Origin of the sequence: Pseudomonas sp. D1-36, assembly GCF_051132205.1 — a bacterium.
Lineage (GTDB): Bacteria > Pseudomonadota > Gammaproteobacteria > Pseudomonadales > Pseudomonadaceae > Aquipseudomonas.
In genome coordinates this window covers 906,429-920,154 of sequence record NZ_CP071674.1, presented here as the reverse complement: position 1 = coordinate 920,154, position 13,726 = coordinate 906,429, and the positions used below count along the sequence as shown (strand labels likewise).

The window sequence follows — 13,726 nt, the reverse complement described above, 5'->3', positions numbered from 1 at the left end:
TGCGAACCCTCTTATTGTTCTGTCAGGGGGCGCACGCGCACGCCCTGTTCAAGCGACGCCAGCAAGGCGGTGTCGTGGATGCCGAACCCGATCTGGGTGACCGCCATGGCGGCGATGGCCGTGGCGGTGCGCAGGGTCTGCTCCGGTGCGTGGGCAGCGAGCAATCCATGCAGCATGCCGGCCAGCAGCGAATCGCCGGCGCCCACGGTGCTGGCGACAGTGACCTTGGGCGGCGAGGCATGCAGGGCCGAACCAACGCTGAACCAATTCACACCGTCGGCGCCGTGGGAAATCACCACATGTTCCACGCCTTGGGCATGCAACCGCTGAGCCGCTTGTGCCTGGGCGACCTCGGTCACCACGTCGCAACCTAGCGCATCGGCCAGTTCCTCGGTATTGGGCTTGATCAGCCATGGCCCCGCCGCCAGGGCGACGCGCAACGCTTCGCCGCTGGTGTCGAGGGCGACGTTCAGGCCGAGCTGTTTGAGCCGCATGATCAGCGCCTGCAACCATTGCGCACTGACGCCTCGGGGCATGCTGCCGGCAACCACTACGGCATCGTGGCCTGGGGCTATCTGCTCGAGACGTTCCAGCAACGCTTGTTGCGCGGCTTCATCGACCATCGGGCCAGGACCGTTGAGGTCAGTGATGCGTCCGTCCTGTTCGGCCAGCTTGATGTTGCTGCGGGTTTCGCCGGGGACGCGAATAAAAGCGTCGACGAAGCCACGCTGGATAAACAGCGTCTCGAACACTTGGGCGTTGTCTTCACCCAGGAAACCACTGACGGTCAGGGTGTGGCCGAGGTCCGCCAGCACCTGCGCCACGTTCACGCCCTTGCCGGCGGCGTGGGCGTGCATGGCGTCGCTGCGGTTGACCTGGCCCGGTTCCAGGCGCGCCAACTCAACCGTGAGGTCGAGCGCCGGGTTAAGGGTCAGGGTAAGAATCTTCGCCATTACAGCGCCTCCACTAATGCGCGCACGTCATCGGCGCTGCCCACGGCCAATGCCGCTTGGGCCAGGGTTTGTACTTGTGTCAGGCTCAATTCGCGGACTCGTGCCTTGACCTCCGCGATGCTGCGGGCCGAGACACTCAACTCGTCCACGCCCAGGCCCACCAACACCGGCACCGCCAGCGGATCGGCCGCCAGCTCGCCGCACACACCGACCCATTTGCCATGGGCATGGGCGGCGCGCACGGTGATGTCGATCAGTTGCAATACCGCCGGGTGCAAGCCGTCGGCCTGGGCCGACAGGGTCGGGTGACCACGGTCGATCGCCAGGGTGTATTGCGTCAGGTCGTTGGTGCCGACGCTGAAGAAATCGACTTCCTTGGCGAGTACCGGCGCCAGCAGCGCGGCGGACGGCACTTCGATCATGATGCCCAACTGCAAATCCGCCACGGGGATCTCCCGACGCAGACGCTCGGTCATGTCCCGGGCCTGGCGCCACTCGTCGATGCTGCCGACCATGGGGAACATGATCCGCAGCGGACGGTTGTCCGCCGAGCGCAACAGGGCGCGCAGTTGCGCTTCCATGACGTGGGGGCGCTGCAAGGTCAGGCGGATGCCGCGCACGCCGAGGAAGGGGTTTTCTTCCTTCGCGATCGGCCAATAAGGCAACGGCTTGTCGCCGCCGACGTCGAGGGTGCGCACCACCAGCGGCCGACCGGCCAGGCCATCGAGCACCTTGCGGTATTCGGCTTCCTGGGTCGCTTCGTCCGGGGCCTCGGTGTGGGCCATGAAGATAAGCTCGGTGCGCAACAGGCCGATGCCTTCGGCGCCCTGCTCCACCGCGCTGGTGACGCCGGCGCTTTCGCCGATGTTGGCGAATACTTCAACGGCATGACCGTCGCGGGTCAGCGCCGGTTGGTGGCGCTGTTCGGCGGCGACTTTCAGGCGCTGCTCACGGGTGTCGCGCTCTTCAGCGGCCCGTTGCAGGGTCGCGGCGTCCGGGTCGACATGCAGCCGACCACGCTGCCCATCCAGCAGCAAGGACGTGCCCGGCGCCAACAGCAACACCGCCGCGCCTGCGCCCACCAAGGCCGGAATGCCCAGGGCGCGGGCGACAATGGCACTGTGGGCGGTGGCGCCGCCGCGTGCGGTGAGGATCCCCGCCACGCGGGCCGGGTCCAGGCGCGCGACGTCGGAGGGGCCGACTTCGTCCATCACCAGGATGTAGGGTTGATCCGGTTCAGCCGGGGTCTCGATGCCGCACAACTGCGCCAGCACCCGACGGCCAACATCCCGCAGATCGGCGGCGCGCTCGGCAAGCAAGGCATCCTGCAGGGCTTCCTGTTCCTTCGCGGCGGCTTCGATCACGCCCATCCACGCCGCTTGCGCGCTCTCGCCCAGCTTCAGGCGGGTGTCGACTTCGTCGGTCAGTTCCGGGTCGTCGAGCATTTCCTGGTGGGTGATGAAAATCTCGCGGATGGCCTTGGCCTTGGCGCGCTCGATCAAGCCCTCGATGTCCCGACGTACCTGGCCTAGGGCGTTTTGTAGACGCTCGCGCTCGATCGCCGGAGACTCGCCACGCAGTGGATAATCGATGTCTTGCTGCACTTGGATATGCGCCGGACCGATGGCAATGCCCGGCGCGGCGGCGACGGCCTGGATCAGGCTGCCGGATTCCGGCGCGAGCAGCACGGTGGCAACTTCGGCAATGGTGGTTTCTCGCGGCGCGCTCGGTGGCGGCAGCGGTTCGACCTCTTCGCCGAGACCTTCTTCGACGGCTGCGAGCAACGCCGGCAACGCGTCGGCGGCAATGCTGGGTTCGGCAATGAACTCCAGGACCTGACCGCGACGGGCGCCCAGACTCAGCAGTTTGCTCAGACTCTTCACCGATACGGCGCTGTCCTGGCCGTCGACGATGCGCACGCGGATCTCGCCTTCGAAACTTTTCGCCAGCTGGGCAAGGATTTTCGCTGGGCGCGCGTGCAGGCCGTGGGCATTCGCCAGTCCGATGCGCGCGCTGGGCCAGTCGGCGGACAGTTCGCCCCCCAGCACTTCCAGGACCTTGCGGCTGCTGGTAGCGCGGCCCAATTCGTGGCCGCGACCTTCGATCAGCAATGCGCAAAGCCTTTCCAGCAACGCCTGGTGGGCCTCGCCGAGGCTGGCCAGGCAGAACAACCCGCTCAGGGGTTGGCCCAGATAACGAATGGGTTTGTCGGGCGTGACGAAGGCCAGGCCCGGGCGCTTGACGGTCTGTTCGCTGTGCAGCCACCAGAGCCCATCGCCGAGAGGCAACGCTTCGACCTGCTGCAGCACGCCGGCGAAGCCGTTGCTCACGCAATCGGCCTGGCGTAACAAACGGGCGCCGCGCCACACCAGTTCTTCGAAATCGTCGGCCGACACGCCGAGGCCGATCATCTGCGCATCCAGCGCCAGTTCCTGCGGCGCGCCTTGCAGCAGTTTCAGCAAGGCTTCGGCGCTGCCGGCGCGACGCAATGCCTGGCCCAGATCGGTCTCGCCGAGGGCGCGGGTCAGCAGTTGCAGCAGGCGCAGGTGTTCGTCGGACTTGGCGGCGATGCCGATCGCCAGGTAAACGATCTGGCCGTCGCCCCAGTCCACGCCTTCGGGAAATTGAAGCAAGCGCACGCCGGTGGAATACACCAGGTCGCGGGTCTGCGGAGTACCGTGGGGGATGGCAATACCTTGGCCAAGAAAGGTCGAGCCCTGGGCCTCGCGGGCCTGCAATCCGGCAAGATAACCCTCGGCTACCAGGCCATCGGCCACCAGTTTGTCAGCGAGCAGTTGCAGCGCGGCGTCTTTATCCACAGCCACCTGGGCCATGGATATCTGCTCTAGAGTGAGCTCGAGCATGCTTTCTCCTTTTTGGCGTCCGGTTGGCGCCAGGTATTGTTTTGAATGAATCAGCTTAGCGTTGCAAACGGCTTGCGGCGGTATCGCGGCAGTGCGACCGAAAACCCTGAAGCCCTGAAAATACGCCTGCTGAAACGTTTAATCTAGAAAGATTGGCACGTTACTCGATAATCTCCCATCCTTGAAGTGCAACTTGTCGAAAGCGTCCGGGGGTGACCATCGATCCGAATCGGGTAGGATGAGCCTTCATTGTCGGGGCAAACTCGAAAAAACAAGGAAAACCGGGTTGAAACTCAGTGATATCGCCCAGCTCGCCGGTGTGTCCGTGACCACCGCCAGCTACGTCATCAACGGCAAGGCCGAACAGCAACGCATCAGCAACGCGACCGTCGAACGGGTGCGGGCGGTGGTCCAAGAGCATGGCTTCACGCCCAACCCACAGGCCGCCGGACTGCGCAGCCGGCATACCCGCACGTTGGGGTTCATCCTGCCCGACCTGGAGAACCCCAGTTACGCGCGTATCGCCAAGCTGCTGGAACAAGGTGCCCGCGCCCGAGGTTATCAGTTGCTGATCGCCAGCTCCGATGATGCGCCTGATAGCGAGCGCCAGTTGCTGCAACTGTTCCGCGCCCGACGCTGCGATGCGCTGATCGTTGCCAGTTGCCTGCCCGCCGAAGACGATAGCTACCGCCAATTGCAGGCCAAGGGCATCCCGATCATCGCCATCGACCGGGTGATGGAACCGGCGCAGTTCTGCTCGGTAATCAGCGACGACCGCCAGGCCAGCCTGCAACTGACTCGAAGCCTGCTGGAAACGAATCCACGGCAGATCGCGCTGATCAGCGCCCGCCCCGAACTGAGCATCAGCCAGGAGCGGACCGCCGGTTTCCGCGAGGCGCTGGCCGGGTTCGAAGGCCAGGTGCTGATCGAGCACGGCGAGTCGTTCAGCCGTGAATGCGGTCGTCAGCTGATGGATGACATGCTCGCGCGCCTGGGCCATCTCCCCGACGCGCTGATCACCACCTCTTATGTGCTGCTGCAAGGGGTGTTCGATGCCCTGCATGATTTTCCGCTCAAGGCGCGTCCCCTTCGCCTGGGCACCTTTGGCGACACGCAACTGTTGGATTTCCTGCCGCTGCCGGTCAACGCCATGTCCCAGCAGCATCAACTGATCGCCGACAAAGCCTTGGAACTGGCGCTGGCGGCCATCGAAAACGATGTCTATCAACCCGGTGTCCAGGCGATTGCGCGCACGTTCAAGCAGCGCATTCACCAGGGCTGAGGTTCAGGGTGCGGATATGCAGTTGATCGACACGCACACTCATCTGGACTTCCCGGATTTCGACGCGGATCGCCCGGCGCTGCTGGCCGAAAGCCGCGCCTTGGGTGTCCGGGAAATAGTGGTGCTGGGCGTATATCGGGACAATTGGCAGCGCGTCTGGGACCTGGTCCAAAGCGACCCGCACCTGCATGCCGCGCTGGGCCTGCACCCGGTGTTTCTCGACGAGCATCGCGGCGAAGACCTGGCGCAGTTGCGCGAATGGCTGGAGCGCCTGGCCGGGCATCGGCAGTTGTGCGCGGTGGGGGAAATCGGCCTGGACTATTACGTCCAGACCCTGGACCGCGATCGCCAGCAAACGCTGTTCGAGGCGCAGCTGGAACTGGCCCGGGATTTCGAACTGCCGGCGCTGATCCATGTACGTCGCAGCCACGCCGCCGTGATCGCGACGCTCAAACGCATCTGCCCGGCCCGTGCGGGCATCATCCATGCCTTTGCCGGCAGCTTCGAAGAGGCTCGCGAATACATCAAGCTCGGTTTCAAGCTCGGCCTCGGCGGCGCGGCCACGTGGCCCCAGGCCCTGCGCATGCACCGGGTGCTGCCGAAACTGCCGCTGGATGCGCTGGTGCTGGAGACCGACTCACCGGACATGGCGCCGTCGATGTTTCCCGGGCAACGCAACAGCCCGGTGCATTTGCCGGCGATTTGCGAGGCGTTGGCGGGCATCATGGCGGTGACGCCTGAACGACTGGCCGAGGCCAGCACGGCAAACGCCCGGCAGCTATTCCAGTGGTGATCCTTGTGGGAGCGAGCTTGCTCGCGATAGCGGTGATCCAGGCAACCTTTCATTGGCTGACACTCCGCCATCGCGAGCAAGCTCGCTCCCACACAGGCTCGCTCCCACATTGGGCCTGTGGTGAGGCAGGAGATCACACCCGAAACGCATTGATCAGTTGCTTGAGCCGCACCACCTGGGAGGACAGTTCGCGGCTGGCGTCTTCGGTCTGGTGAGCCCCTTCGGCGGTGCGTTCGCCGGCGCGGTTGATCTCGACGATGTTCTGGTCGATGTCATGGGCGACGGCGGTCTGCTGCTCCACCGCAGCGGCGATCTGCTGGTTCTGGTCGACGATCATGCCAACGGCGCCAAGAATGTTTTCCAGCGCCTGCTGGACCTTCTCCGACTGGCCAACCGTGCCGCTGGCCATCTCATGGCTGGTGCCCATCGCCTTGACGGCGGCACCGACGCCGCCGTGCAGGCGGCTGATCATCGCTTCGATTTCTTCGGTCGACTGCTGGGTCCGCTTGGCCAGGGTTCGCACCTCGTCGGCCACCACCGCGAATCCGCGCCCTTGCTCGCCAGCCCGGGCGGCTTCGATAGCGGCGTTGAGGGCCAGCAGGTTGGTTTGCTCGGCAATGCTCTTGATCACATCGAGGACGCGGCTGATGGCCTGGCTGTCGGTCGCCAGTTGATTGATCACCTGCACCGACTGGTCGATTTCGCTGGCGAGCCGGGCGATGCTGCCCTGCTGGGATTCCACCAAGCCTCGTCCACTGAGGGTTTCATCATTCACGCTATGGGCGCTGCTGACCGCCGCCGCAGCGCTGCGGGCGACTTCCTGGGCAGTGGCGGACATCTGGTTCATCGCCGTGGCGACCAGTTCGATCTGGCTGCGCTGGCCGGCCACGGCCTGGTTGCTCTGGGCCGATACCGTTTCCACCTGCCCGGCCTGGCGCTCGACCTCGGCGACGGTGTGGCCGACCTGTTCGATCAAATCATGGATCTTCGCCACGGTGCCATTGAACACCTCGCCCAACTCGCCCAGCTCATCCTTGCTGCGGGCGACGAAACTGACTGTCATATCCCCCGCCGCGACTTTGTCCATCATCGCCCCCAGGTGCTTGAGCGTCGTGCGTGTCGAGGCGTAGAAACCGGCGTACAGATAGAAAATCAACAGGAACACCGCTGCGAGCGCCACCGCCTGTAGCACCATGTGGCTGCGGTTCTGCTCCAGGCGGTGCTGCAATTGCACACCGAGAAAGCCCAACGTCGCCTCGTTCAACCGATAGGTCTGCTCCATCAGGCCGCTGACCTGATCGAAGAATGCCGGCCATGGCGCATCGAGGGTGTCCGCCATGACAACCTGGTTTTCAATCAGCTCGGCCGCTTGCTTGAGGGTGCTCTTGCTGCCACCGGCCTGATCGGCGAGTGCTTGTCCGACCGCCTTGCTCGAGCCCAGCGCGTCCTGCAGTTTCAGCTCATATTCGCCCTGGAGCTTCTCGATTTGCACCAGCAACTCATCGAACCGGGTACTCGACGCGGAATTGAGGAAACCCAACCCCAACGAAGAAGCGCCCAAGGCACGGCCCTCGCCCAAAATTTGAGTGACCCTGGGCGTCAGGCCGACGATCAGCTCGCTGAGCTGGCGGATGTCGGCCTGGTTGTCACGGCTCAGGCCGGCCTGACTGGCGATGATCTGGCCGAATATTTGTGCATTGTTGAGCAGATTGCCGATCAACGCGCTTTTGCTCTGCAGCGAGCTTTCGGCTTGTTGGGCCTTGAAAGCGGCGATCATTTCGTCGCGCTTGGTATCGAAGGCACTGACGTGCTCGGGCTCCATCGCCATGGCCGTCATGCCTTGCAACCGGGCGAGCACCTTGTGCTCGAGCGCGGCGATCTTCGCGTCCACGTCGCCGGCCTTGCCCGACTGGCCCAGGCTGGCATTGATCTGCACCAGGTCGTTCAGCGTCTCCAGGTCGCGCCGCAGCGCCAGGCTGCTGCCCAGCAAATCCAGGCTTTGCAGCTCCACTTGCGTGCCCTGGAACTCGCGGTAGGAATCACGCACCAGAAAGAAATTGGTCACCAGCATCGGCAGCAGGAACAAAACACTGATCAGGCTGAACTTCATGCCGAAGCTCAGGCGATTCATCAGGGCGACGGCGGGCCAGAGCAAACTCTTCACAAGGGAAGTCTCCCGGTAGTTTTTATTGTTATGAGCTGCGCACGGAGACAGCACAAAGCCACTATTCGGACGCTGTTCCTGTATAGCCTAATTCGGCGGAGAGATTTGTAACTTAAGGTTAACGAGGGCACACGATCCAGTGGCGAGGGAGCTCGCTCCCGCTGGCCTGTGCGGCAGGCCCCGTGGGTTTTGCGCAGAGGGGATCGTTTTTATCCTGGTTTACGACTGCTGCGCAGCCGAGCGGGAGCAAGCTCCCTCGCCACGACAGCTTAGCGTTACGAACTTGCTGGGTTCGATCAGGCCAACACCGTCCACAACGCGAACCCGGCATACCAGAGCAACGCAGCGCGCAGCAGCAATTCCCAAAGTCGATCCAGGCTGTTGATGCCGTCCGGCCCGGCGACCGGCGTGGGAATCTCGCCGGCGACCAAGCCGACTTTGTCGATGAGGTCGGCGGCGCTGATGTTCCAGTTCAACAGTTCATGCAGCATGACCCGACTGACCGCGACGAAGTTGCCCACCAGGGCGAAGCTCGCCGCCAGCAATCGCACCGGTACCCAGTCGAAGGCGTGGCGCAGTTGCGCTGCACGCTCGGCCACACCCGGGTTCTGGCTGTGCTCGGCGGCCAACGCCAACAATCGATAACTCAGGGCGGCCACGGGTCCCAGCAGGAAGTACCAGAAGATCACCGCGAAAAAACTCTGGTAAGCCTGCCATAGCAAATGCCCCTGGACCCGTTCGAGCAACTGCTCACCGTCATCGGCATCGATGTTCAGGTCACGCTTGGCCACATGGGTGGCCGCTTGCAGGTCTTCACGTCGCCAGGCATCGCGAAACGGCCCGAGATCAGCCAACAGATCGCCGCGCCCCAGGCTGTAGATGACCACCAACAGGTGAATCGGCAGCGCCAGCAAACCATAGGCCACCGGCTCCAACACCCAGAGTAGCAACGCCAGCAGCGAAACCGGCAGCAGAACCATCATCACCAGCACCAGCCAGGGCCGGTTGCCCCAGCGCGGACTCGCCTCGAGTTTGTTCAGCTCGCCCAGCCAGCCGCCGTCACGCTGGACCCGCTGGCGCAAGGCCGAGAACTTCTCGATCCAGACCGCCAGCAGCAACACCAGAAAACTCATTGTCCTTCCCCTTCTGTCAGGGCCGCGCGGTAGCGCGCCCAGTCGAATGCCGGCCCCGGATCGGTCTTGCGTCCCGGCGCGATGTCGCTGTGCCCGCAGATGCGCTGCACCGTGATCGCCGAAAACGCTTTCTGCAGCTGCCGGGTCAAGTCCACCAAGGCGACATATTGCCCGTCGGTGAACGGCAGGTCATCGGTGCCTTCAAGCTCGATGCCTATGGAAAAATCGTTACACGTCTCCCGCCCTTCGAAACACGAAACACCAGCGTGCCAGGCACGATCAAGACAAGAGACAAACTGGGTCACGGTGCCGTCACGTTCGATCAGAAAATGCGCGGACACGCGCAGGTCCGCGATACCCGCAAAATAGGGATGTTCCGTGACATCCAGGCGATTCTGGAAAAATTCCTGCACTTTGCCCGTGGCGAACTGTGCCGGTGGCAAGCTGATGTTGTGGATGACCAGCAGGGAGATCTCGCCCTCGGGGCGCGCATTGAAGTTGGGCGAAGGGCAATGACGCACGCCATCGCACCAACCGCTCGCGGAGTCCAGCTGCATACAGGTTCCTTCGATGAGACGGTGAAGGCCGTCAGTATGCCGCGATCGGGCCCGGCTGCGCGATCACTTGCCGCGATTGAGCTGGCGCAGGTTGCCCAGCACGGATTCCAGCGCCCTGTCGAACAACAGGGTATCGTCCAGCAACCGCGCCGCCCCACGGCGGAACTCCAAGGCCAGGCTGGTGCGGCTGTGCTCAAGGACCTTGAGGCCGGTACGGTTGACGAAGACATACTTGCCAGTGGCCTGGATAATCGCCGCGAGTTTGCAACGAAGGTTGTTGTCTTCGTCTTCCTGGAACTCGACCCAACTTCCCAGGCGCAATTGATCGACCTGGAGTAGGCCCACGTCATCGGCAGGCAAGCGTACGGTCGGTTCGTCCGTCGCGGTTACCGGCGCAGCCCGCAGGACGATGGGCTCCACCACCTCGACCAGCACCGGCGAATCCGCCGGCTGTGCCTGCTCCGTTGCCTGGCCCAGCCGTTGGAGAGCCTGGACATGCAGCACTTCCAGTTCGCTGAAGAATTCGCTGGTGGCGAACGGATCGAACGCCGAACGGCTCAAGCCGTCGCGCAGGGCCTTGAGCAGCTCCGGCACCATCGCCAGCAAGCGCAGGCCGGCGTCGGGTTCTTCGTGATGCTGGACGCTCCACACCAACTGCTCGAGGGTCAGCACGTCGGCCTGCCATTCAGCTGATTGCTCGCCATGTTTGAAGCCGGTCAGCAACAACACCTGGCTCCAGGCCTGCTGGACGAAATCCACCACGGCCTGGGGCAAGACCTTGCCCAGCATGATGTGGTTCAGCGCCCCTTCGACCCGCTGTCGGGCCAGTTCGGCCTTGGCCCGCCCTTCTTCAGCGTCGCGAATGCGTTGCTCCAGCAGTTCGCTGCGACGACGTTCGTCGCTGGTGAACGCCAGGAAGTCCGCCAGCACTTCGGAAAATATCGCCGGGTCGTCAACGAAGTCGTTCAACAAACGCTGCACGACTTGCTCGATGCGCAGGTAAAGACTGTCGCGCTGATGATCATCGCAATCGCCCCAGCCCATCGCAGCGGCAGCAATTTCGTTGAGCAGCCGGCGGGCCGGATGATTGCCTCGGCTGAAGAAACTCTTGTCCTGTACCGCGACCTTGAGCATCGGAATCTGCAGTCGACCGATCAGCGCCTTGAGGGAGTCCGGCAGGTTCTGGTCGTCGAGAATGAACTCGAACATCATCGCGATCAGGTTGATCACGTCTTCGTCGGCGCCGTCGACGACCCGGGACTTGCCACTCTTGACGCTGACACGCGTCAGCAACTGTTCGAGCTGGCTGCGCAGGTCGAACTCGTCCTGCACCGTGAGCGAGGGAACGTACTGCTGCAAATGAGACAACAATCGCAGCAGGTCCCGTTTCGAAATCGGCTGGGCTGGGGCGCTGGCTTCCAAGGTTGGCGCGACGCTGCCGCGTACCTGCACCAGCAATTTCTGCAACGCGGCGAAGACCTCCTGGACGCTGTCGTCGACGTCATCGGCCCTTGGCCTGGCGGCGCCATCGACGTTGGGTTGGGCGACTTCCTCGACACGATCCGATGCCCGTCGCGACGGTGAGATCTTGAGGTCCGGCAAGACGCCCGTCGCGGCGAGCAATTGATTGGCCTGCGCATAGAACTGGTCGCATTCGCTGAGCACATAACGCTCGAACAGCTTGAGCAGGATCAGCTTGACCTTGATCCCCACGCCCAGGTTGCGTCCAGCCTGAAGGAAATGCCCGCACAATAAACCTGGGCTTAACGGGTTCAACTGGTTCGTCAATGGCCGGTCCAGCAACACACTGAGCCGCGCCGTGAGTTGGTCGAGCGACACGCCGTCGCGGCTGATCACTCGGGCGACCATGGTTTCCACCGCCAGGCGGCGCTCCAGCTCGTCATGGTTTGGCTGGGCCGGTATGGCGCCCACCACGGGTGCCAGGGTCGCCTGGGTAAGGTCGTACTGGGCGAGACTGACAAAAGCCTCGAAAAACTGTTCAATGAATTCACGCTCGATGCTTTTGCGTTTCAAACGCAAGTCGCGCATGGCTTCGAAGTAGAGGTTCTGCTCGAGATCATTGCGCGCCCGGTCGGCCATCTCGAACAACGTGTCATCGGCGTTATCGAACAAGCCCTGCAGACCCACGCGCAACTGCTGCGCGGCCTTGTCGCGAACCTGGAGCAGAATGACCGGCAGCCGGGCGAGCGGCGAACGATTCGCCTGGTCGGTAGGCACTTTATGCAAAGGCACTACATTCCCGTCGTTATGCATCCTGGACTCCTGAAACGGCATTCTTCGGCTCGCGACGTCAAACTCATGACGTCAAACGAAAGGCGGATTATCCGGTAAAAAGAGCCCGCCATACCAGAGGACTCTGTGAACAGGCTCAAAGAGATCGCAATAAATGACCGGCATTTCGGGTAAATGTTGCGTGGACGCGACCAAATGCAAGCCAACAGGTGCCAAGCGGATATAATCCGGCCACTTTGTTCGTGGAGCCTGTTATGCCGAATCTACATCTCGCCGACCTGACCGCCGAAATCGAAGCCAATGTGCGCCGCGCGCTGTTGGAAGACATCGGCAGCGGCGACATCACCGCGCAACTGATCCCCGCCGAACGCCTGGCCAAGGCCACCATCATCACCCGTGAAGCAGCGATCATCAGCGGCACGGCTTGGGTGGATGCAGTGTTCCGGCAGTTGGACCAACGTGTCGCGGTGCATTGGCAAGTACATGACGGCGACCGCGTGAGCCCTGACCAAGCCCTGTTCCACCTCGAAGGCCCGGCCCGCTCACTGCTGACGGGCGAACGCAGCGCGCTGAATTTCCTGCAGTTGCTATCGGGCGTTGCCACCCGGGCTCGCTACCTGGCCGACTTCGTCGCCGATACCCAGGTCAAGCTGCTGGACACTCGCAAAACGTTGCCTGGGCTACGTCTGGCCCAGAAGTACGCCGTGACCTGCGGTGGCTGTCACAACCACCGCATCGGCCTGTACGACGCGTTCCTGATCAAGGAAAACCACATTGCCGCTTGCGGCGGGATTGCCCAGGCCATCAGCGCCGCCCAGCAGATCGCACCGGGTAAACCGGTGGAAGTCGAAGTCGAAAGCCTGGCGGAATTGAAAGAAGCGCTGGCGGCAGGTGCCGACATCATCATGCTCGACGAACTGAGCCTGGACGACATGCGCGAAGCGGTACGTCTGAACGGCGGCAAGGCCAAGCTGGAAGCCAGCGGCGGCATCAACGAGAGCACGTTGCGCCCGATTGCCGAGACCGGAGTGGATTACATCTCTATCGGTGCGATGACCAAGGATGTGAAGGCCGTGGATTTGTCGATGCGCTTGAGCCTCTGATAACGAAAAACGCCAGCCTCAAAAGGCTGGCGTTTTCTTCAGACCACCAGATTGTTCATCTCGCAATATTCATCCCATTCCACACCCAACACCTCGGCAGCCTCCTTGTGCAAGGCAAGGCGCTGCGCCTCGAACTCTTCAGGCGTGCTGGTGTATTTGAGCGTCAACTCCCAAGGCTGTAGCCCCTGGGCTTCGGCCTCGTCTTCGAACGCCCATTGGATCTGGTCTTTCTGATCATCGGCGGGTAGGTCCTTGATCTCATCCCGCAGCTGCGGCGTTTCGTTCAAGTACTTTTCCAGGGCTTCTTGGTGTCTGGCTTCTTGACTCAATTCTTTAACGGTCATGGCGTTCTCGCTGATCTGGGAATGGAAGATGGATCTGGATCATCAAGGATCTCTCTGACGCAGGAAGCCGTTGGAAGCCCGGTTTACCTGGCCTTCAGAACCATTCGGGGGATCATCTGAAAACAAGTGTGACTTTGCCCGAGACAGGAATCGAACCTGCGACCTTCGCGTTACGAGTGCGCTGCTCTACCGACTGAGCTACACGGGCGTGGGGCTAAACCTAGCATTGAGCCAGAGGGCAGGCAACCCGCGGCAAAAATGATTTTTGCGCGCACAGCAA

The 13,726-nt window shown here is 62.7% G+C and carries 10 protein-coding genes and 1 tRNA gene; 3 read left to right on the top strand and 8 right to left on the bottom strand.

Features of this window, described 5'->3' with window-relative positions; translation table 11 throughout:
• Nucleotides 1-11: 11 nt before the first annotated feature.
• A complete protein-coding gene (pfkB, locus tag J3P76_RS04095; protein ID WP_434560703.1) occupies nucleotides 12-953 on the bottom strand; it encodes a 1-phosphofructokinase in 942 nt (313 codons plus the stop codon).
• The gene (ptsP, locus tag J3P76_RS04090; protein WP_434607823.1) at nucleotides 953-3,817 is read right to left on the bottom strand and encodes a phosphoenolpyruvate--protein phosphotransferase; all 2,865 of its coding nucleotides are present in this window, start codon (nucleotides 3,815-3,817) and stop codon (nucleotides 953-955) included. The genes pfkB and ptsP overlap by 1 nt, the downstream gene beginning before the upstream one ends.
• A gap of 286 nt (nucleotides 3,818-4,103) precedes the next feature.
• Between ptsP and cra the strand changes: the two genes are divergently transcribed.
• Complete coding sequence (cra, locus tag J3P76_RS04085) at nucleotides 4,104-5,099, top strand: catabolite repressor/activator (protein ID WP_434607825.1); 996 nt, start codon at nucleotides 4,104-4,106, stop codon at nucleotides 5,097-5,099.
• 16 nt (nucleotides 5,100-5,115) lie between these two features.
• A complete protein-coding gene (locus tag J3P76_RS04080) occupies nucleotides 5,116-5,892 on the top strand; it encodes a TatD family hydrolase (RefSeq protein ID WP_434607827.1) in 777 nt (258 codons plus the stop codon).
• 133 nt (nucleotides 5,893-6,025) lie between these two features.
• Here J3P76_RS04080 and J3P76_RS04075 read toward each other — a convergent pair whose 3' ends face one another.
• The 4 genes from J3P76_RS04075 to J3P76_RS04060 all read right to left on the bottom strand — a co-directional run bounded on the left by J3P76_RS04075 (nucleotide 6,026) and on the right by J3P76_RS04060 (nucleotide 12,020).
• Nucleotides 6,026-6,730, bottom strand: a complete 705-nt coding sequence (locus J3P76_RS04075) for a methyl-accepting chemotaxis protein (RefSeq protein WP_434676536.1) — start codon at nucleotides 6,728-6,730, stop codon at nucleotides 6,026-6,028.
• Nucleotides 6,731-8,352: 1,622 nt separating this feature from the next.
• Complete coding sequence (gene ampE, locus J3P76_RS04070) at nucleotides 8,353-9,189, bottom strand: regulatory signaling modulator protein AmpE (protein WP_434701578.1); 837 nt, start codon at nucleotides 9,187-9,189, stop codon at nucleotides 8,353-8,355.
• Complete coding sequence (ampD, locus tag J3P76_RS04065) at nucleotides 9,186-9,746, bottom strand: 1,6-anhydro-N-acetylmuramyl-L-alanine amidase AmpD (protein WP_434560713.1); 561 nt, start codon at nucleotides 9,744-9,746, stop codon at nucleotides 9,186-9,188. The genes ampE and ampD overlap by 4 nt, the downstream gene beginning before the upstream one ends.
• Before the next feature lie 63 nt (nucleotides 9,747-9,809).
• The gene (locus J3P76_RS04060) at nucleotides 9,810-12,020 is read right to left on the bottom strand and encodes a DUF1631 domain-containing protein (protein WP_434607829.1); all 2,211 of its coding nucleotides are present in this window, start codon (nucleotides 12,018-12,020) and stop codon (nucleotides 9,810-9,812) included.
• A gap of 233 nt (nucleotides 12,021-12,253) precedes the next feature.
• On the opposite strand from J3P76_RS04060, the gene nadC reads away from it, so the two are divergent.
• Nucleotides 12,254-13,102, top strand: coding sequence for a carboxylating nicotinate-nucleotide diphosphorylase (gene nadC, locus J3P76_RS04055; protein WP_434607831.1), 849 nt, complete (start codon nucleotides 12,254-12,256; stop codon nucleotides 13,100-13,102).
• Nucleotides 13,103-13,140: 38 nt separating this feature from the next.
• On the opposite strand, the gene J3P76_RS04050 is transcribed toward nadC, so the two are convergent.
• Both J3P76_RS04050 and J3P76_RS04045 read right to left on the bottom strand, forming a co-directional pair.
• On the bottom strand, nucleotides 13,141-13,446 hold the full coding sequence (locus tag J3P76_RS04050) for a DUF6388 family protein (protein ID WP_420765571.1): 306 nt from the start codon (nucleotides 13,444-13,446) through the stop codon (nucleotides 13,141-13,143).
• Nucleotides 13,447-13,581: 135 nt separating this feature from the next.
• Nucleotides 13,582-13,654, bottom strand: a tRNA-Thr gene (locus J3P76_RS04045).
• Nucleotides 13,655-13,726: the final 72 nt, after the last annotated feature.

Coding starts and splice junctions, on each gene's coding strand:
- pfkB (WP_434560703.1), bottom strand. CDS start 953: ATGGCGAAGATTCTTACCCTGACCCTTAACCCGGCGCTCGACCTCACG.
- ptsP (WP_434607823.1), bottom strand. CDS start 3,817: ATGCTCGAGCTCACTCTAGAGCAGATATCCATGGCCCAGGTGGCTGTG.
- J3P76_RS04080 (WP_434607827.1), top strand. CDS start 5,116: ATGCAGTTGATCGACACGCACACTCATCTGGACTTCCCGGATTTCGAC.
- J3P76_RS04075 (WP_434676536.1), bottom strand. CDS start 6,730: ATGTCCGCCACTGCCCAGGAAGTCGCCCGCAGCGCTGCGGCGGCGGTC.
- ampE (WP_434701578.1), bottom strand. CDS start 9,189: ATGAGTTTTCTGGTGTTGCTGCTGGCGGTCTGGATCGAGAAGTTCTCG.
- ampD (WP_434560713.1), bottom strand. CDS start 9,746: ATGCAGCTGGACTCCGCGAGCGGTTGGTGCGATGGCGTGCGTCATTGC.
- J3P76_RS04060 (WP_434607829.1), bottom strand. CDS start 12,020: ATGCATAACGACGGGAATGTAGTGCCTTTGCATAAAGTGCCTACCGAC.
- nadC (WP_434607831.1), top strand. CDS start 12,254: ATGCCGAATCTACATCTCGCCGACCTGACCGCCGAAATCGAAGCCAAT.
- J3P76_RS04050 (WP_420765571.1), bottom strand. CDS start 13,446: ATGACCGTTAAAGAATTGAGTCAAGAAGCCAGACACCAAGAAGCCCTG.